The sequence below is a fragment of the Cellulomonas sp. KRMCY2 genome (genome assembly GCF_000526515.1).
Classification (GTDB): Bacteria; Actinomycetota; Actinomycetes; order Actinomycetales; family Cellulomonadaceae; genus Actinotalea.
The window spans coordinates 844639-864337 of the sequence record NZ_JAGF01000001.1; the positions used below are offsets into that span (position 1 = coordinate 844639).

The following is a 19699-nucleotide window of genomic DNA, read 5'->3' on the forward strand; positions in this document are numbered from 1 at the left end:
GGACAGCGCCCCTCGGACGGACAGCGGCCCTCACACGGACAGCGCCCCTCGGACGATGCCCAGCAGCAGGCCCCGCACCTCGTCACTGCGCAGGATGACCAGGAGCAGGCCTGCGAACCCCGCCGCCGCCACCGTCGCTATGGCGTACTCCGCCGTGGCCATCCCCGCGTCGGGCTCTGCGCGGACCAGGTGGAGCAGACGTGGGCGCCTGCCCGCCGATCGGATCGGGGTCACCGTGCCGGGAGCCGGTCGCCTCGGAGCCGTACCGGGGACTTCCGGCGCCGGGGCCGCGACGCGGTGGCCCGGTCGGGACGCGGTGGCCGACCGCGGCTGGGTGGTGGCGGGCTGGGCCGTGGCCAACCCGGTCGAGGCCAGCTCGGTGGCGACCGGCTCGGGCATGGCCGGCTCGGGCATGACCGGCTCGGGCATGACCGGCTCGGGCATGACCGGCTCGGGCATGACCGGCTCGGGCATGGCCGGCTCGGGCATGGCCGGCTCGGCCCGCTGGAACGCCGTCGCCCGGCATGCGGCGGCAGCGCTCGGCTGGTTCGTGGTCGTCATCGTGATCACCCTTCGTCATCGCCCTGCATGCCGCGGGCCGCGGACGACGACCCGGTGTGCCGTCGTGGAGCAACGCTCTCTGCGACGCGTCGCCGGCGCCGCTCGAGCCCCTCGACCCGGTGGACGTCAGTCGACCGACTGAGGCTGTGGACGACCAGCGACCGACGACCGACGGTGCCGACGGGCAGTCATCCGCCGAGCGCTCCCGCTGCCATCGACAGCAGGACCGGCACCAGCCCCACGAGCACGAACGCCGGCAGGTAGCACAGGCCGAGCGGCAGGACGAGGCGCACCCCCAGCCGACCGGCCGCCTCGAGCGCTCTGGCGTGCCGGTCACGGCGGACGGCCTCCGCGGCAGCGCGCAGCCCGCTCGCGGGTGCCACCCCGTCCTCCCAGCTCGGCCGGAGCGCTTCCCCGAGGGCCCGGAGCGCAGGGTGACCGGCCTCCCACGCCTCCGGCCACGGAGCACCGAGCCCGAGCGCCACCGCCACGTCGACGAGCGACGCCCCACGCTCGCCTCCGATGGCGTGCCCGACAGCCGTCAGGGCGCGCGGCACGCTCACTCCGGCAGCGCACGCGGCGTCGAGCAGGTCGAGAGCCACCGCGACGTCGACCTCGAGCTCGACCTCGACCGAGGGCACCGGGACCGGAGCGCCGCACGCCTGCCGCAGCCGCGGCAGGCGTCGGCCGACCACGCTCATCGTTCTCGACCGGCCGCTGCGGCTGCCCGGACGTGGCGCGCGGTCCATCGTCGGCCCAGCACGGTCAGACCGGTGCCGAGCAGCAGCAGCGCGGTCCCTCGCCCTCCGTCCAGGAGCACCTGCGCCGGGTTGGCGCCGAGCAGGAAGCCGAGGGCCAGACCCAGCGCCGGCAACCAGGCCAGGACGCGCGCTGTGGCCTGTGGCCCGGCGAGGGCGGCCCGACGCTGGGCAGCCGCCTCGGCCTCCCGCGCGAGGGAACCGACGACCCGGTCCAACACCTCGGCAGGAGCCGCGCCGACCTCGACGGCGAGGCGCGCGGCTGCGAGCACGGCGCGGGCGGAGGCAGGGTCGTCCGGGCAGTGCGCGACGAGATCCGGCCAGACCGGGACGCCGGCCACGGTCCGCACACCGAGGCCACGCTCCCAGGCCGCCGCCGGGCTCGCGCCGCTGCGCAAGGCCCCGGAGACAGTGGTCACCGCAGCCGCGAAGCTCGTCGGCGGCGCCGCTGCCGCACGACGCAGCGCGACACGGCCTGCCGCGATGCGGTCCCGCTCGGCGCCACCCCGGTGGGCCCGCACCTGGGCTCCGGCAGACCCACCACCTCCGGGGCGACCCCCGGGACCGCGGGCCTGGGCGATGCGGCCCGCGCGCGTCACGATCCCCACGGCGGGGCGAGGTCCCACCGGGACGCCAGCCGCTCCCACCCCGGTCCGACCCGCAGCCCGCCGTCGCGCCCTTGCTCGACGGCGGCCTCGACGGCGAGCCCGCCGTGGGCGTCGCGCAGGACGACGCCCACCTGGGCCACGTACCGCAGGCCCGCGTCCCGACGGAGGTGGATCACGGCGTGCAACGCGCTGGACGCCTGCGCCGCGACGGCGTCGCGCGACATCCCTGCCAGGGCAGCGAGCGCCTCGAGTCGCGCGGGCACGTCCTCGACGGTGTTGGCGTGCACCGTCGCGCAACCACCCTCGTGACCGGTGTTCAACGCGGTCAGGACCTCCCGGACCTCAGCCCCCCGGCACTCGCCGAGCACGATCCGGTCCGGCCGCATCCGTAGCGCGTGCCGCACGAGGTCGGCGAGATCCACCTCACCGGCGCCTTCGACGTTGCGGTGGCGCGTGACGAGCCGCACCACGTGCGGGTGGTCGGGCTCGAGCTCACCGGCCTCCTCGATGCACACGATCCGCTCCGTCGCCGGGACGAGCGAGAGGAGGGACGCGAGCAGCGTCGTCTTGCCCGTGCCGGTCGCACCGGAGACCAGGATGTTCGCGCGCCGGGCGATCAGGGCGCGGAGCACCGGAGCAAGGCCGGGTGCGACACTGCCCGCCTCGACCAGCTCCTCGAGGCTGAAGGCACGCCGGCGCAGGACCCGCAGGCTGATCAGTGCGCCGCGCGCCGCGACCGGCGGCAGGACGGCGTGCAGCCGGGTTCCGTCCGGCAGCCGGGCATCGGCGACCGGTGCCGCATCGTCCAGACGCTGGCCGCCGGCCGCGGCGAGCCGCACCGCGAGCGCACGGACCTGCGTGGCCCCGCCCAGGTCGACGTCGACCCGCTGCAGCCCGGCGCCCCGGTCGACCCACACCGAGCGAGGTCCGTTGACCAGGACGTCGCTGACCTCGGGCGTGTCCAGCAGGGCCTGCAGCACCCCGGCACCGTGCACCTCGGCCCGCACCGCGGCGGTCAGTGCCGACAGGTCCTCCTGACCGAGCACCGCACCGAGGTCGCGGACCATCACGGCGAGGGCCGCGGCGTCGAGCGGGTCGCCGCCGGCGACCGCGCGTCGGCGCACCTTCGCCAGGAGCACCGGGTCGACCGGTCGATCAGCCACGGGCACGGTGCGCCCTGCCCGGCCCCGGGCCCGGCCCCTCGGCGAGTCGGCGCACCGCCCGACCCAGCCGCGACCACCGGCCCGGCACGGGGCCGAACCCGCGGTCCACGCCGTCGGCGAGCTGCCGGTCGGTCGGCAGCAGGGTGCCGAGCGGGAGGTCGAGCAGGTCCGCTGCCTCCGACGGAGACACCCGGGCCCGGGACCGACGCCGCAGCACGAGCCGAACCGCGCCGTCACCGAGGGCGGGTCGCACCGTGAGCGCCCCGGCGACGCCGAGCACGTCCTGGCCGGTGAGGAGCACCACCTCCGACCGCGGGCCGCACAGCCGCTGGACCACGGTGGGGAGCACGGGGCAGTGGCCCGGCAGGTCGACGACGACGGCCGCGCAACCCCGGACGAGAGCATCCCAGACGGCGTCCAGGGCCTGGGTACCCGGAGGCGCCCCCGACCGGTCCCCGCTGAGCACCTCGACGCCGCGCCAGCGCGGCAGCAGCCCGGCCAGGTCCTCGACCGCGACCGTGCCACGCACCTGAAGCAGATCGGACCACCGTGCGCCGGGGACGTCCTCGATGCCGAGCAGGACCTCGATCCCGCCGGCGCCGTGGTCGAGGTCGACGAGAGCCACCCGCCCGCCCGCCAGCGCGAGCTCGCGGGCGAGCAGGGCCGCGAGGGTCGAGGCACCCGCGCCGCCGACTGCGCCGACCACCACGTGCACCACGGCCCGCACCCCGGCACGCGCCCCGTCCCACGCCCCGTCCCGCACCTGGGCGCACACGTCTGCACCTGCCTCACGACGGGTCACTACGGACATCGAACCTCCCGGTTCACCCACGGCTTCGCGGTTGCCCGCCACTCTCCGCCGTGCTCCTGGGCGGCCCGGCCGGGGGCCTCGCCAGAGGTGGAGGACGACGCGCGGGCCGAGCCTGTGGACGAGGACACAGCAGCCCGTCGACGAACGCGAACGACGCGCGACCGCCATCGGGCACCCCGGCTCGATAGCCTCGGACACGTGCGTCGTGCCGGCGCCATGTCCTGCACGACCAGCACGCCCAGCACGAGCCACAGCGGTGACCACGAAGGAGGGCCAGGGGTGACACGTGCTGCCGCCTTCTTCGACCTGGACAAGACGATCATCGCGACGTCGTCGGCCACCGCGTTCTCGCGGCCGTTCTTCGCCGGCGGACTGATCACCCGCCGGGACGTGCTCCGGACCGCCTACGCGCAGTTCCTCTTCCTGGTGGGCGGTGCGGACGCCGACCAGACCGAGCGTCTGCGCGCGCACCTGTCGTCGCTGGTCGCCGGCTGGGACGTCGCCCAGGTCTCCTCCATCGTCTCCGAGACGCTGCACCTGCACATCGAGCCCTCGGTCTATGCCGAGGCGGTGGCCCTGATCGACGAGCACCACGCAGCGGGGCGCGACGTCGTGATCGTCTCCGCCTCGGGTGCCGAGGTCGTCGAGCCGATCGCCGCACTGCTCGGCGCCGACCACGTGATCGCGACGAGGATGGAGATCGTGGACGGCCGCTACACCGGCGAGATCGCCTTCTACGCCTACGGCGAGAACAAGGCGACGGCTGTCCGCGAGCTCGCCGAGCAGCAGGGCTACGACCTGGCGGAGAGCTACGCGTACTCCGACTCCGGCACCGACCTGCCGATGCTCGAGACCGTCGGCCACGCCACCGTCGTCAACCCGGACCGTGCGCTGCGACGCCTGGCGGTGGAGCACGGGTGGGACGCCCGGAGGTTCGTGCGACCGGTGGCTCTGCGCCCCGCGTTCCCACCACCCCAGCGGACGGTGCCGGTGCTGGCGCTCGTCGTCGTCGCGGCAGCGCTCGTCGTCATCCTGGTCCGCCGGCGCGGACGGCCGCGCAGCAGCTGAGCCGCGCGTGCCGTGAACCGCCGCCGGATGCGGCCGGGCGTCCGCCGGCTGAGCCGGCAGGATCCACGTCCCGGATGCACCGGGTGGAATTCCCGCTCAGAGCCGGGACAAAGAGGGCAACGTGCGGCGGGTCTCTTCCCCTGCCGATCCCAGAGGCGTACAAAGGAAGAACAACAGCACAGCGGGCAGCGAGAACCCACGCGCGACCAGTCCGCGAGAGGACCTGCCGACCGGGCTAGCCCCGTTGCGGCAGATTTCGTGAAGCGCCTGATACCTCGCTACCCGCCCTGTCGATGACGGCGTCCCTCACGGGGCGCCGTCGTCGTGCGTCAGGGGCTCGTCGTGTGTCAGGGGCCCGTCGTGCGTCAGGGGCTCGTCCGACAGCCGGCCCGCGAGCACCGCATCAGCCACCGCCCGGCCCGTGGCAGCTCCGCTGACCACCGACTGGGCGCAGTACCGGAGCCAGTGCGCCAGCCCCTCGGCGGTGCCCGTCGCGAAGCCGGCCGCGGCGGCGAGGTACACGTTCGGCTCCCCCGCCCACCGCGCCTCCGGCACGACGACGCCGACCGGGTCGACGCCGCCCGCGGTCAGCAGGTGTCGGAACACCGCCCTGGCGACCGGACCGTTCCCGCGATCGAACGGCCGGAGCGCGAGCAGCTCGCCGTGCGCCACGGCCGCCAGGACCAGGGCAGGGACCTGCGGCGGGAGCGGCTCGGCGATCAGGTCGGCGAGCAGGGTCAGCCGCGCAGCGAGCTCGGCGCCGGACGGCGCGCCGCCCAGCCCGCGCAGGTCCTGGGGCGCACCGTCGGCTCGCGGCCGCCCGGCCGTGTCATCCGATGCGGGTGCCCCGCCGGAGCCGGCGGTCCCGCCGGAGCGGGCTGCCGCGCGAGAGCCTGCCGCCCCGATCGCCGTCGCGGCGACGTGCAGGCGAGCCAGCAGCTGGTTGAACGGGACGGGGCCGGTGGCCCGGACCGCACCGGGGGCCGCCATCAGCCGCTCGACCTCGGCCTGCACCCGGAGTGCTGCGAGCACCGCGACGACGTCGGGCCCCGATGGTGTCCCGACGGCCCCGCGGGCCAGGTCACGCACCACGTCGAGCGGCAGCCGGACGCCGTCGACGACAGCGCCGGCGTGCGCGCACCGCACGCCCGCCTCCGTCCTCGCCACGAGCCACTGCCGGCGCAGCGCGCGGTGCCAGCGCAGCTCCTCGCACGCGGTGCGCGCCTGCGCGACGGCATCCGCCACACCGTCCATCGAGGTCAGGGCATCGAGCGGGTGGCTGGGCACCGGCCCAGCGTAGGCGGGTCGACTGTCGGCTCCGGTCGCCCGCACGTGCGCCGGTCTGGGCACAATGGCTGCCATGAGCTCAACGCCGAGTGTCTCGTCGTCCATCACCATCCGCCTCGAGGTCCAGGCCCGGCCGACGGCGGTCAGCGAGCTCACCACCGCGATCGAGCATGCCGGCGGGATCGTCACGGCGCTGGACGTCACGACGTCGGGACACGAGCGCATCGGCGTCGACGTGACCTGCGCGACCCGCGGCGAGGAGCACGCGGCGGAGATCGTCGAAGGGCTGCGCCTCCTGACCGGGGTCACCGTCGGCCGGGTCAGCGACCGGACGTTCCTGATGCACCTGGGCGGCAAGCTCTCGATCGAGTCGAAGGTGCCGATCCGCAACCGGGACGACCTGTCGATGATCTACACGCCCGGCGTCGCGCGGATCTGCGAAGCCATCGCGGCGCGGCCCGCCGACGCGCGCAACCTGACGATCAAGCGCAACACGATCGCAGTGGTCACCGACGGCACAGCGGTCCTGGGGCTCGGCGACATCGGGCCGCTGGCGGCGCTCCCGGTGATGGAGGGCAAGGCGGCCCTCTTCAAGCGCTTCGCGGACATCGACGCGTTCCCGATCGCGCTGGACACCACCGACGTCGACCGGATCGTCGACACGGTGTGCGCGATCGCGCCGGTCTTCGCCGGGATCAACCTCGAGGACATCTCCGCGCCCCGCTGCTTCGAGATCGAGCGACGGCTGCGCGAGCGCCTCGACATCCCGGTCTTCCACGACGATCAGCACGGCACGGCGATCGTCGTGCTCGCCGCCCTGACGAACGCGCTCAAGGTCGTCGGCAAGGATCTGGGGACGGTGCGCATCGTGCTCTCCGGTGCGGGGGCAGCCGGCACCGCCGTCCTGAAGCTGCTGCTGGCCGCCGGGGCGAAGGACGTCGTGGTCACCGACATCGCCGGGGTCGTGCACCTGGCGCGCCCGGGTCTGCACGAGTCGCTGCGGTGGACCGCCGAGCACACCAACCCGCGCGGTGCGACGGGCACCCTGCCCGAGGCGCTCGCCGGGGCCGACGTGTTCATCGGCGTGTCCGCGCCGGACATCCTGACCGGGGACGACATCGCGACCATGGCGCCGGACTCGATCGTCTTCGCGATGGCCAACCCGCGCCCGGAGGTGGACGCGGACGACGCCGCGCAGCACGCTGCGATCGTCGGCACCGGCCGGTCGGACTTCGCCAACCAGATCAACAACGTGCTCGCGTTCCCCGGGGTGTTCCGCGGGCTGCTCAACGCGCAGTCCCACCGCGTGACGACGGACCTGCTGCTGGCCGCCGCCAGGGCACTGGCCTCGGTGGTCAGCGACGACGAGCTCAACCCGACCTACATCGTGCCGAGCGTCTTCAACCCGGAGGTGACCCCGAGGGTCGCTGCGGCCGTCGAGAAGGCGGCCAGGGCAGCCGCCGGCCCGCCACCTGCCGAGCCCGTGGCACCGGCGGTCTGACCTCGCTGCCCGCCCCGCGCGTCGCCCCGGTCAGCGCGTCGCCTAGGTCAGTGCCAGGCGCCGCGGACGTACTGCGGCTGCCACGGCGCGCTGCCGCTGGTCGCGACGGGCAGCCCCAGGTCGTGCGCCGCGCGCAGCGGCCACCGCGGGTCGCGCAGGGCGGCCCGACCCATCATCACGACGTCCGCGTCGCCGGCGGCAAGGATCTGCTCGGCCTGCTCGGCCGAGGTGATCAGTCCGACGGCCGACACCGGCACCCGGGCTCCCGTCCGCACGGCCCTGGCGGCCGGCACCTGGTAGCCCGGTCCGAAGGCGATCGGGGCCGGCACGTTCCCACCGGTGGACACGTCGACCAGGTCGACGCCGTGCGCCGCGAGGTCCGCGGCGACCCGGGTGCTCTCCGCCACCGTCAGTCCGCCGTCGGTCCAGTCCGTCGCCGAGATCCTGGTGAGCAGCGGACGGTCGTCCGGCCAGACGGCCCGCACCGCGTCGACGACCTCGAGGAGCAGCCGTGCGCGGTTCTCCAGCGGCCCCCCGTACCCGTCGGTACGCAGGTTGGACAGCGGCGAGAGGAACTGGTGCAGCAGGTACCCGTGGGCGGCGTGGATCTCGACGACGTCGAACCCTGCCCGCAGGGCGCGGGCGGCGGCAGCGGCGAAGTCGCCAGGGACCCGGGCGATCTGCTCGCGGGTGAGCTCGGTGGGCGCCGCAAGACCCGGGAAGGCAACGGCCGACGGCGCCACGCTCACCCAGCCGCCGTCGTCGACCGGCACGCTGCCCTGGGTCGGCGACCACGGTCGATACGTGGCGGCCTTCCGGCCCGCATGCGCGAGCTGGACGCCGATCGGCGTCCCCCGCTCGTGCACGAAGTCGGTGATCCGTCGCCAGGCGTCGACCTGGACGTCGTCCCACAACCCCACGTCCTGCGGGGTGATCCTGCCCTCGGGGACGACGGCCGTGGCCTCGGCGAGCATCAGGCCGAACCCCCCGGAGGCCAGGCCGCCCAGGTGCACGAGGTGCCAGTCGCCCGGCACACCGTCGACGGCCGAGTACTGGCACATCGGGGCGAGCCAGATCCGGTTGGCGAACGTCGCCCCGCGCAGCGTCAGGGGTTCGAAGAGGTGTGGGGTCACGGATGGTCCCAACCCGCCGGGCCGGGCCGATGTTCCGGCCCGGCCACGACAGGTGTCAGGAGAAGAGCGACGCGGCCTTGATGGCCGTCATGACGATCCCGTAGCTGAGCAGGCCGCCGACGATGCCCCACAGGCTGAGGGCCATGATCCGCACCGGCACGGCGGGGCGCACGGCAATCGTCCGCTCGGCCGTCACGGTGCCGTCCTCGACGGCTTCAGTCAGGGTCACAGCCATGGTCAGGACTCCTTCGTAGCGGTGCCGACGAGAACGAGCGCCTCGGCCGGCGTGGCGATGGTGGCGCCCGCATCGGGCTCGTGGTGATCCTCGTGGACCGGCTTGACCAGCATGTTGGCGACGAAGCCGACGAGCAGGAGGCAGGCCATGACGACCATGGACGGGATGTAGAGCGCCGAGCCGTCGAGCCCCGCCTCACGGCGGCCGTCGACCATCGTGTTGACGATCAGCGGTCCTGCGACACCTGCTGCCGACCAGGCCGTCAGCAGCCGGCCGTGGATGGCGCCGACCTCGAGCTTGCCGAACAGGTCCTTGAGGTAGGCGGGGATCGTCGCGAACCCACCGCCGTAGAAGGAGACGATGAAGAAGGTCACCGTGACGAACAGGGCAGTGGCGGTGTCACCGGCTACCGCGAGCAGCGTGTAGAGCATCGCGCCGACACCCAGGTACATGGCGTACGCCTGCTTGCGGCCGATCCGGTCGGACAGGGTGGACCAGCCGAACCGCCCACCCATGTTCGCCAGCGAGAGCAGGCCGACGAAGCCGGTCGCGGTCGCCTCGGTCACGGTGTTCGGGAAGAAGTCCTGGATCATCGGCTTGGCGTCCTCGAGGATGCCGATGCCGGCTGTCACGTTGACGAACAGCACGATCCACAGCAGGTAGAACTGGGGCGTCCGGACGGCGTTGCGGACCCGCACGTCGGCGTGAGTCTGCATCGACCCCTTCTTGATCGACGGTACCCAGCCCGCCGGCGCCCAGCCCGGGGCGGGCAGCCGGATCACCGTGGCGCCGGCCGCCATCAGCACGCCGTAGATGGCGGCGAGGGTCAGCAGGGTCGGCACGAGGGCGTCGACCGGGTCGGCGCCGTAGCTGTCGAGGAGCTTCTGGGTCAGCGGGGCTGCGACGAGCGCGCCACCGCCGAAGCCCATGATCGCCAGGCCGGTCGCGAGACCCGGGCGGTCGGGGAACCACTTGATGAGGGTCGAGACCGGGGAGATGTACCCGATGCCAAGACCCATGCCGCCGATCACGCCGTAGCCCAGGTAGACGAGCCAGAGCTGGCCCAGGTGGACGCCGAGCGCGGCGACCAGGAAGCCCGTGACCCAGAAGAACGCCGACAGGACCATCGCCTTGCGCGGACCGTTGCGCTCCATCCACACGCCGCCGAAGGCAGCCGAGAGGCCGAGCATGACGATCGCGATCGAGAAGATGACGGCGATCGGCGTGCCGACCCCGGTCTCCGGGAAGAACTTCTGGATCAGTGGGTCCTTGAGGACCGAGAAGGAGTAGACCTGTCCGATCGACAGGTGGACGGCCAACGCTGCCGGCGGGACGAGCCAGCGGTTGAAGCCGGGCGGGGCAATCGTGCGGCTTCGATCCAGCAAGTTCATCAGGGGTCCTTCCAGGTGGGGGGCCCATGGTGGCCGTCGCTGGTCAATGGTCGCGGGGCGAGGCGACGAGGGTGCAGGACCTTGGTCTGCCGGGCTGGTCACGGCGGGTGGATCCGCGCTCCGCTGGGCGCGCGCCCGCAGAGCGGCGGCGCTACCTTGGCAGTCAGGTCCCGGCGCCGCCAGGGAGCAGCTGGAAGTGACAGGAGCCTGACATGTCAACGCCTACGTCCCGTGAGCCCGACGAGCGCGACACCTCGGTGCCCCCGCTCGCGGAGCCGTCGCGAGACGGGCCTCTGCACACCGGGCAGCCGAGCCCCGCGGCCCCACCGGCTCCACCCCTGCAGGCCCCGTCCGGGTCGCCGGCCCCGCCGACCCAGGGCCCGCCGCCCCCGCCCACGCAGGCCGAGCACGTCGCGCCGCGGCCGTACCCCGCGACACCGAGCGCCTACGTCACGCCGACCTCAGCCCTGCCCGGGACGCCGCCCACGGCGGCCCCCGCACAGGTACCCACCGCGGCTGCACCGGCGGCCCCCGCCGCAGCACCGGCCGGCGCCCTTCCCGTCGTCCCGCCCGCCGTGCCGGAGACGCGCCGGAACCTGCGGGCCGACCACGCCACCGGTGCGCACGAGCACGGCGACGAGGCGGTCCCTGAGCTGCCCGAGCCACCCGGCAAGCCCGGCATCGCCCGCCACCTCGTGGGCTTCCTGCTCGGTCTGGTCCTGACCCCGGTGGCCCTGCTCCTGACCGGGATCGGCACGGCGCGGATGGCAGATCTCGTCGGGACCGACAGCCCGCTCACCGACGCCCTGGGCCTGACGCTGCTCGTCGTCGGCGCCCTGCTGCTCGCGGTCATCGTGCTGCTCGGTGTCTGGTCGCCGACGGTCCCGATCACTGGCGGTCTCGTCTGGGGAGTCTGCCTCGGCGTGGCCTACCTCGTCGTGCCGGCTGCCCTCGACGACACGGTCGAGGCGCTGTCTGCCGACCGGGTCGTGCCCGCTGCCGTCGACCAGCTGACCGAGGGCGCCATGAGTGGCCAGCTCGTCGTCACGGGCATCCTGCTGCTCACGGCCGGTCTCGCCACGGCCATCGCGCGGCGGATCGGCCGTCGGTGGGCCGAGGGCGTCGCGACAGCTGAGGCAGCCCAGGCGGACGCCGCCCGCGCCGAGGCCGCTCGCGCCGAAGCAGCTCGCGCCGAGGCAGCCCGGACCGCCGCCGGACCGACGTCCGGCCCAGGTCACACGGCCCCCTGACGCGTGGTCACCACGGACCAAGGTCCCGCCTGAGCCGAGTTGTGCCTACGATCCGAGGGCACCGACGACACCGGTGCGACCGCCCGCACCACTGACGCTGCGCCCGGAGGACTCGTGAACGCGATCACGCACGGAGAACCGAACCCGCTGGAGAGCCCGGTCGGCGCGGGCCGCCGGTTCCCGCCGAGCGCCGAGTTCACGGCGCAGGCCAACGCGCACCCGGAGCTGCAGGCGTGGGCCGCCGCCGACCGGTTGGGCTTCTGGGCCGACCAGGCGCGTCAGCTGCTCTCCTGGGGCACCGACTTCACCGAGGTGCTCGACTGGTCCGCCGCACCCGTGGCCCACTGGTTCGGCGACGGACGCCTCAACGCCTGCTACAACGCCGTCGACCGGCACGTCGAGGCCGGCCACGGCGACCGCGTCGCACTGCACTTCGAGGGCGAGCCGGGCGACACCCGGACGATCACCTACGCCGAGCTGCAGCGCGAGGTGTCGCGCGCGGCGAACGCGCTGGTCGCCCTCGGCGTGCAGACCGGTGACCGGGTCGCGATCTACCTCCCGATGATCCCTGAGGCGGTCATCGCGATGCTCGCCTGCGCGCGCATCGGCGCCGTGCACTCGGTGGTCTTCGGCGGCTTCTCCGCCGAGGCCCTGCGCACGCGCATCGCCGACGCGCAGGCCGTCCTGGTCATCACGGCGGACGGCGGGTTCCGCCGCGGGTCCGCCACCGCCCTCAAGCCTGCCGTCGACGAGGCGGTCGGCTCGCCGGCCGGCGCGGTCGGACCGGTCGACGGGGCCGACCACCGGGGCACGACGGCACGCAACGTCCTGGTCGTGCGTCGCACCGGCCAGGACATCGCCTGGACGCCGGGGCGGGACGTCTGGTGGCACGAGGCCCTCGAGGCGGCATCGGACGTGCACGAGCCCGTGCTGGTCGGCTCCGAGCACCCGCTGTTCATCCTCTACACCTCGGGCACGACCGGGAAGCCGAAGGGGATCTTCCACACGACCGGTGGGTACCTGACGCAGTGCGCGTACACGCACCTGAACGTCTTCGACCTCAAGGCCGAGACGGACGTCTTCTGGTGCACTGCCGACGTCGGCTGGGTCACCGGGCACAGCTACGTCGTCTACGGACCCCTGGTCAACGGCGCCACGCAGGTGATCTACGAGGGCACGCCGGACACCCCGACCAAGGGCCGCTGGTGGGACATCGTCTCGAAATACGGCGTGACGATCCTGTACACCGCGCCGACGGCCATCCGCACCTGCATGAAGTGGGGCGAGGACATCCCGGGCGGGTACGACCTGTCGTCGCTGCGCCTGCTGGGCAGCGTCGGCGAGCCGATCAACCCGGAGGCCTGGACCTGGTACCGCAGGGTGATCGGCGGTGACCGGACCCCGGTCGTCGACACCTGGTGGCAGACCGAGACCGGCGCCATCATGATCTCCCCGCTGCCCGGGATCTCCTCGGGCAAGCCCGGCTCGGCGCAGACGCCGCTGCCGGGTATCGCGGCCGACGTCGTCGACGAGGAGGCGCACCCGGTGGCCAACGGCTCAGGCGGCTACCTGGTCCTGACCGAGCCGTGGCCCGCGATGCTGCGCGGCATCTGGGGCGACCCGCAGCGCTACGCCGACACCTACTGGTCCCGCTTCCCGGGCATCTACTTCGCCGGCGACGGCGCCAAGAAGGACGCGGACGGCGACATCTGGCTGCTCGGCCGGGTCGACGACGTGATGAACGTCTCCGGCCACCGGCTGTCCACCACCGAGATCGAGTCCGCCCTGGTCTCCCACCCGATGGTCGCCGAGGCCGCCGTCGTCGGGGCGAGCGACGAGACCACAGGTCAGGCGGTCGTTGCCTTCGTGATCCTGCGCGCCGAGTACCTGGACCGGGCGGACGAGATCGGCGAGGGGGCCGACGTCGCGGCGACCCTGCGCGCCCACGTGACCAAGGAGATCGGGCCGATCGCCAAGCCACGCACGATCCTGGTGGTCAACGAGCTGCCCAAGACCCGGTCCGGCAAGATCATGCGGCGGCTGCTGCGCGACGTGGCCGAGCACCGCACGGTCGGCGACGTCACGACGCTCGCGGACTCCTCCGTGATGGACCTGATCTCCGAGGGCCTGCACACCCCACCGCCCACCTGACCGTCCCGCACTCCGCCTCCCCCGGTGTGTCGCACCGGGGTCGCCGACCGCGTCACGGTGTCGGTCAGAAGGCGCGTCACGGTGTCGGTCAGAAGGCGCGTCACGGTGTCGGTCAGAAGGCGCGTCACGGTGTCGGTCAGAAGTCGAGCAGGCGGCGGAGGTTGCGGACCGCCTGACGGCCGGACCGGTTGGCTCCGACGACGCTCGCGCTCGGCCCGTAGCCGACGAGCTGGATGCGGGCGTCGGCGACGACCTGCGGCCCGTCCATCACGATCCCGCCGCCGCGCGCCCGCAGCCGCAGCGGCGCCAGGTGGTCCAGCCCCGGCCGGAACCCGGTCGCCCACAGCAGCACGTCCGCCGCGAGGTGCTCGGGAGCCGGCGGCACGTCGCGCGGCGCCCACGTGACGCCGTCCGGCACGATCCGCTCGAACATCGGCAGCCGGTCGAGGACGCCACCGGCCAGCCCGGTCCGGGTCTCCGGGGTCATCGGCAGGCCGGTCACCGAGACGACGCTCTGCGGCGGCAGGCCGGCCCTGGTGCGCGCGTCGACCTCGGCCACCGCGTCCCGCCGCGCGTCCTCGTCGAGCTCGGCGTGGACGAACGCCGGTGGCCGCCGGGTGACCCAGGTCGTGCTCGTGACCGCGGCGATCTGCAGCAGCAGCTGGACGGCCGACGTCCCGCCACCGACGACGACGACGTGCTGCCCCGTGAAGTCCGCCGCGGTCCGGAAGTCGCGCACGTGCAGCTGTCGGCCACGGAAGGCCGCCCGTCCCGGGTAGGCGGGCCAGAACGGCTTGCGCCACGTCCCGGTCGCGTTGACCACGGCCCTGGTGAACCACGTCCCCCGGTCCGCCTCGACCGCCAGCAACCCGCCGTGGGGGCCGCCCGGCGTCGGTGCACCGTCGTCGTCGGCGTCGGCCTCACCCGGCTCCGCCTCGCGTACCGAGACCACCCGTACGGGTCGCTCGACCGGGAGGCCGAAGGCACGCTCGTGATCGGCGAAGTACGCGCTGACCGCGACGGACGCCCGCTCGTCCGGGTCGAGCCGGGGGATCGGCAGGCCGGGCAGCGCGCTCAGGCCGTGCGCGCGTGCCATCGTCAAGGAGTCCCAACGGTGCTGCCAGGCACCGCCGGGGCCCGGGGCGTCGTCCAGGACGACGAACCCGGTGTACGGGGCGAGGCCGGCGCGCCCGAGATGGTAGGCCGCCGAGAGCCCTGCCTGCCCAGCCCCGACGACGACGACATCCACCCGCACAGCACCCAGCTCCCTCCGGCGCCCCGGCATCGGGCAGGCCCTGTGTCAGGAAGCGCACATCTCTCCTGAGTGCATCGACCACCGGTCGCCGGACCTCAAGGCGGCGATCGGGTGACCCGCGCGCGGACACGTCGTGATGGGATGGGCCCATGGCCGAGTCGGACGCCGCACCGGGGACCCGTCAGATCACCCGTCGCGGCCTGCTTCCCGCCGTGACGGCGGACGCCGTGCGCGCGCTGGCCGTCGAGGTCGCACGCGCCGACGGCGTCGAGGCCTTCGGCGAGCAGACCCTGCTCAACCTGCTCGACCCGCAGGTCACGGTCGTGCACGTGCTGGTCACCGACGCGGGCGCGGAACCGGGTCTCGAACCGGGCGCCCAGCCGGCCGAGCTGGTCGGCTACGCCCAGGTGGACCTGTCGGTGACCGGGACGTGCACAGCCGAGCTGGCCGTCGCGCCGCGTGCCCGGGGCCGCGGTCTCGGCGCTGCGCTGCTCACCGCCGTGCTCGACGCCGCCCGGGCGAACGGCGTCGAGCGACCGGCGATCTGGGCGCACGGCCACCTCCCCGGCGCGACGGCGCTGGCGACCAGGGCCGGCCTGGCGGTGACGCGCGAGCTGTGGCAGATGTCCCTCGACCTGCCGGGCAGCCCCACGGGCGACGACCCCACCGGCGATCGTCCCGTGCCGAGCCCCGCACCGGTGCCGGTGCCGGACGACATCGTGCTGCGCCCGTTCGTCGTGGGCCAGGACGAGGCGGCCTGGCTGACGGTCAACGCGCGGGCCTTCGCCGACCACCCCGAGCAGGGCCGGCTGACCCGCGACGACCTGGCGGCCCGCGAGCGCGAACCGTGGTTCTCCGCCGACGACCTGCTCCTCGCCGAGCGCGCCGGGCGGCTGGTGGCGTCGGTGTGGATGAAGGTCGAGCCGGGCAGCGACACCGGCGAGCTCTACGTTCTCGGCGTCGATCCCGACGCCCAGGGCCGCGGGCTCGGGCGGCTGCTGACCGCTGCGACGGTCGACCATCTCGCCGCCAGAGGGCTGCGGCGCGTGGTGCTGTACACGTCGCCGCAGAACGCCGGCGCCGTCCGGACCTACCTCGCGGCTGGCTTCGAGACCTCCCGGGTCGACGTCCAGTACCGGTGACCCACCCCACCGGTCGAGCCCGCCCGACTCCCGGTGTTCGCCTTCTGGTGCAACGATGCTTCCCATGACCACCGACGCCCGAACGAGCGCCGCCACGACCGCGCCCCCCGACCAGGAGCCGACGGTGCCGGACGACGTGGCCGCCGTGGACCCCTCGACGGCGGTGCTGGACGGCGACGTCGAGCCCCTGGACGCACTGCGGGACGAGCGGGCGGACGTGCCTGACAGCGCGCCGAGCGACGGCGAGGCAGCGCCGGGCGAGCCCGTCGAGCCGTTGCCCGAGGACCGCTTCAGCGACCGCGAGCTCTCGTGGCTCGCCTTCAACGAGCGCGTGCTGGCGCTCGCGCAGGACGAGTCGCTGCCCCTGCTGGAGCGCGTGCGGTTCCTGGCGATCTTCGCCTCGAACCTCGACGAGTTCTTCATGGTCCGGGTGGCCGGCCTCAAGCGACGGATCGCGACCGGGATGGCCGTCACCGCCGCCTCGGGCCTGAGCCCGCGTCAGGTCCTCGAGGCCATCGACAGCCGCGCGCAGGAGCTGATGGACGCGCACTCCGAGGTGTTCACGGGGTCCGTTCAGCCGGCTCTCGTCGCCGAGGGCATCACCCTGGTGCACTGGGACGACCTGGGCGCCGACGAGCAGGAGCGGCTGCACAAGTTCTACCGCAAGCAGATCTTCCCGGTCCTGACGCCGCTGGCCGTCGACCCGGCACACCCGTTCCCGTACATCTCCGGGCTGTCCCTGAACCTCGCCGTCGTGGTGGTCAACCCGACGACGGGCAAGGAGCACTTCGCGCGGGTCAAGGTCCCCCCGCTGCTGCCTCGGTTCATCGCGGTCGACGCACGTGGCCGGCCGAGCGCGCCGGGCACCCAGACCGCCGACCTGGAGCGCGGCCCGACGTCGTTCGTCCCGCTCGAGGACGTCATCGCGGTGCACCTCGACTCGTTGTTCCCCGGCATGGAGGTGCGCGAGCACCACACCTTCCGGGTCACCCGCAACGAGGACGTCGAGGTCGAGGAGGACGACGCCGAGAACATCCTCCAGGCGATGGAGAAGGAGCTGCTGCGCCGCCGCTTCGGCCCGCCGGTGCGCCTCGAGCTCGCGGAGAACACCGCCCCGCGCGTGCGCCAGCTCCTGATCCGCGAGCTCGGCGTCACCGAGTCCGAGGTCTACGAGCTGCCGGCGCCGCTCGACCTGACCGGTCTGAACCTGATCGCCGACCTCGACCGGGCCGACCTGCACTACCCGCGGTTCATCGGCGGCACCCACCGGCACCTCGCCGAGGTGGAGAGTGCGTCGCCCACCGACATCTTCGCTGCCATCCGGGCGCGCGACATCCTGCTGCACCACCCGTACGACTCGTTCGCGACGTCGGTGCAGGCCTTCCTCGCGCAGGCCGCCGCCGACCCCAAGGTGCTCGCGATCAAGCAGACGCTCTACCGGACCTCCGGCGACTCGCCGATCGTCGACGCCCTGATCGACGCGGCCGAGGCCGGCAAGCAGGTGCTGGCGCTGGTCGAGATCAAGGCCCGGTTCGACGAGCAGGCCAACATCTCGTGGGCGCGCAAGCTCGAGCAGTCGGGCGTGCACGTCGTGTACGGCATCGTCGGCCTCAAGACGCACTGCAAGCTCTCGCTCGTCGTGCGCCAGGAGATGGACGGGCTGCGCCGCTACTGCCACGTCGGGACCGGCAACTACAACCCCAAGACCGCCCGGCTGTACGAGGACTACGGCCTGCTCACGGCCGACCCCGAGGTCGGCCAGGACCTGACCCGGCTGTTCAACCAGCTCTCCGGCTACGCGCCCAAGGCCCGGTTCCAGCGGCTCCTGGTCGCGCCGCGCTCACTGCGCTCGGGCCTGCTCGAGCGGATCGAGCGGGAGACCGCCGCACACCGCGCCGGACGACCGGCCTGGATCCGGATCAAGGTCAACTCGGTGGTCGACGAGACGACCATCGACGCCCTGTACCGCGCCTCGCAGGCGGGCGTACCGATCGACCTGCTCGTCCGCGGCATCTGCGCCGTGCGGGCGGGCGTCCCGGGGCTGAGCGAGACGATCCGGGTGCGCTCGATCCTCGGTCGCTTCCTCGAGCACGCGCGGATCTTCGCGTTCGCGAACGACGGCGAGCCGGAGGTCTTCATCGGGTCGGCCGACCTGATGCACCGCAACCTCGACCGCCGGATGGAGACGCTCGTGCGGATCGGCGACCCGGATCACGTCGCCGAGCTCATCGAGCTCATCACGATGTCGATGGACGACCGCACGTCGTCCTGGCACCTCGGTCCCGACGGCGACTGGACACGCCACCACGTCGGCCCGGACGGCGAGCACCTCCGCGACCTGCAGGAGCTGCTCATCGCCCGGCAGCGGCGTCGTCCCGCGCGCGACCGTTGAGCCAGGTGCTCGCCACGCACGAGGGCACGTCCCTCGGCGTCGTGCACGCGGCCGGCGCGGTCGTGTGGCGCGAACAGTCCGGCCGCCTCGAGGTGGCGCTGGTGCACCGCCCCCGCTACCAGGACTGGTCCTGGCCGAAGGGCAAGCTGGACCCCGGCGAGGGGGTGGCCGCCGCCGCCGTGCGCGAGGTCGCCGAGGAGATCGGCGTCCCGGTCGTGCTCGGCGTCCCCCTCCCCGGGCTGCGCTACCGGACGCCCGACGGCCGCGGCAAGGCCGTGCGCTACTGGTCCGCGCGGATCGCCGAGGAGCGCGACGCCGTGGCGGTCGAGGCGCGCGGCACCGTCCGACCCGCCGAGCTCACCGAGATCGACGACGTCGTGTGGGTCAGCACCTCGACGGCAGCGGACCTCCTGACCCGCCGGACCGACCGCGCCCCGCTCAAGGTCGTGGAGAGCCTCTGGGCGGCCGATCGGCTCCGGACCCGGGTGCTCGCCGTCGTGCGGCACGGACAGGCACGTCCGCGCGCCCGATGGTCGGGCGGGGAGGCCTCCCGTCCGCTGACGCCGCTGGGCCGCGCGCAGTCCGAGGCGCTGGTGCCCGCGCTGGCGGCCTTCGGGGTCCGCGAGATCGTCACGAGCCCCTGGGACCGGTGCGTGCGGACCGTCGAGCCGTACGCGAGCGCCACCGGGCTCCCCGTCACCACCCTCGAGGCGCTGACCGAGTCCGCGCACGCGAGCGACCGCGCCACGGTGGTCGCCGTCCTGACCGACCACCTGGCCCACGCGCGCGACGTCCTGGTCTCGACCCACCGGCCGGTGCTCGGCACCGTCCTGGACGTGATCGGCGAGTCGACCCGGCGGTGGACCGTGGGCGTCCTGCCCACCGCCGACCCCTACCTGCGCACCGGTGAGGTCCTGGTCGCCCATGTCGCCGGCGCGGGGAGGTCCGCCCGGGTCGTGGCGCTCGAGCACCACCGCCCACCGCACGTCTGAC

17 protein-coding genes are annotated in these 19699 nt (G+C 73.9%); 7 read left to right on the top strand and 10 right to left on the bottom strand.

Annotated elements, in window-relative coordinates; translation table 11 throughout:
• Nucleotides 1-30: 30 nt before the first annotated feature.
• The 5 genes from K415_RS24535 to K415_RS24540 form a co-directional block, all read right to left on the bottom strand.
• Entirely contained in the window at nt 31-561 is a 531-nt protein-coding gene (locus tag K415_RS24535) for a DUF4244 domain-containing protein (RefSeq protein ID WP_231494818.1), read from the bottom strand.
• A gap of 188 nt (nt 562-749) precedes the next feature.
• Nucleotides 750-1262: a type II secretion system F family protein gene (locus K415_RS0104155; protein ID WP_197024657.1), complete on the bottom strand. Its 513-nt coding sequence runs from the start codon at nt 1260-1262 to the stop codon at nt 750-752.
• Nucleotides 1259-1840, bottom strand: coding sequence for a type II secretion system F family protein (locus tag K415_RS24175; RefSeq protein ID WP_051480382.1), 582 nt, complete (start codon nt 1838-1840; stop codon nt 1259-1261). Before K415_RS24175 ends, K415_RS0104155 begins: the two co-directional genes overlap by 4 nt.
• A 74-nt stretch (nt 1841-1914) precedes the next feature.
• A complete protein-coding gene (locus K415_RS0104165; RefSeq protein ID WP_029663129.1) occupies nt 1915-3090 on the bottom strand; it encodes a TadA family conjugal transfer-associated ATPase in 1176 nt (391 codons plus the stop codon).
• Entirely contained in the window at nt 3083-3901 is an 819-nt protein-coding gene (locus tag K415_RS24540; protein ID WP_155859355.1) for a pilus assembly protein FlpE, read from the bottom strand. Before K415_RS24540 ends, K415_RS0104165 begins: the two co-directional genes overlap by 8 nt.
• Before the next feature lie 279 nt (nt 3902-4180).
• Here K415_RS24540 and K415_RS0104175 point away from each other — a divergent pair, with 279 nt between their 5' ends.
• A complete protein-coding gene (locus tag K415_RS0104175; RefSeq protein WP_024285847.1) occupies nt 4181-4969 on the top strand; it encodes an HAD family phosphatase in 789 nt (262 codons plus the stop codon).
• 306 nt (nt 4970-5275) lie between these two features.
• Here K415_RS0104175 and K415_RS0104180 read toward each other — a convergent pair whose 3' ends face one another.
• On the bottom strand, nt 5276-6256 hold the full coding sequence (locus K415_RS0104180) for a hypothetical protein (RefSeq protein ID WP_024285848.1): 981 nt from the start codon (nt 6254-6256) through the stop codon (nt 5276-5278).
• A 73-nt stretch (nt 6257-6329) separates the two neighbouring features.
• Here K415_RS0104180 and K415_RS0104185 point away from each other — a divergent pair, with 73 nt between their 5' ends.
• The gene (locus K415_RS0104185; protein ID WP_024285849.1) at nt 6330-7757 is read left to right on the top strand and encodes an NAD-dependent malic enzyme; all 1428 of its coding nucleotides are present in this window, start codon (nt 6330-6332) and stop codon (nt 7755-7757) included.
• 47 nt (nt 7758-7804) lie between these two features.
• Here the strand turns inward: K415_RS0104185 and K415_RS0104190 are convergent, their stop codons facing one another.
• From K415_RS0104190 to K415_RS0104200, 3 genes are read right to left on the bottom strand one after another with little or no spacing between them, the layout of a single operon-like run.
• Nucleotides 7805-8890, bottom strand: coding sequence for an NADH:flavin oxidoreductase/NADH oxidase (locus tag K415_RS0104190; RefSeq protein WP_024285850.1), 1086 nt, complete (start codon nt 8888-8890; stop codon nt 7805-7807).
• A 55-nt stretch (nt 8891-8945) separates the two neighbouring features.
• Entirely contained in the window at nt 8946-9125 is a 180-nt protein-coding gene (locus K415_RS0104195; protein ID WP_024285851.1) for a hypothetical protein, read from the bottom strand.
• Nucleotides 9126-9127: 2 nt separating this feature from the next.
• Nucleotides 9128-10516, bottom strand: a complete 1389-nt coding sequence (locus tag K415_RS0104200) for an OFA family MFS transporter (protein WP_029663133.1) — start codon at nt 10514-10516, stop codon at nt 9128-9130.
• Between the two features lie 212 nt (nt 10517-10728).
• Between K415_RS0104200 and K415_RS23820 the strand changes: the two genes are divergently transcribed.
• On the top strand, nt 10729-11766 hold the full coding sequence (locus K415_RS23820) for a hypothetical protein (RefSeq protein ID WP_024285853.1): 1038 nt from the start codon (nt 10729-10731) through the stop codon (nt 11764-11766).
• A 123-nt stretch (nt 11767-11889) separates the two neighbouring features.
• Entirely contained in the window at nt 11890-13917 is a 2028-nt protein-coding gene (gene acs, locus K415_RS0104210; RefSeq protein ID WP_051480777.1) for an acetate--CoA ligase, read from the top strand.
• Nucleotides 13918-14053: 136 nt separating this feature from the next.
• Here acs and K415_RS0104215 read toward each other — a convergent pair whose 3' ends face one another.
• Complete coding sequence (locus tag K415_RS0104215; RefSeq protein WP_034661021.1) at nt 14054-15172, bottom strand: NAD(P)-binding domain-containing protein; 1119 nt, start codon at nt 15170-15172, stop codon at nt 14054-14056.
• Between the two features lie 149 nt (nt 15173-15321).
• On the opposite strand from K415_RS0104215, the gene mshD reads away from it, so the two are divergent.
• The 3 genes from mshD to K415_RS0104230 all read left to right on the top strand — a co-directional run bounded on the left by mshD (nt 15322) and on the right by K415_RS0104230 (nt 19698).
• Nucleotides 15322-16314, top strand: coding sequence for a mycothiol synthase (gene mshD, locus K415_RS0104220; RefSeq protein WP_034661023.1), 993 nt, complete (start codon nt 15322-15324; stop codon nt 16312-16314).
• Nucleotides 16315-16378: 64 nt separating this feature from the next.
• Complete coding sequence (locus K415_RS0104225; protein WP_024285856.1) at nt 16379-18706, top strand: RNA degradosome polyphosphate kinase; 2328 nt, start codon at nt 16379-16381, stop codon at nt 18704-18706.
• A 5-nt stretch (nt 18707-18711) separates the two neighbouring features.
• A complete protein-coding gene (locus K415_RS0104230) occupies nt 18712-19698 on the top strand; it encodes a histidine phosphatase family protein (RefSeq protein WP_024285857.1) in 987 nt (328 codons plus the stop codon).
• Nucleotide 19699 lies beyond the last annotated feature (1 nt).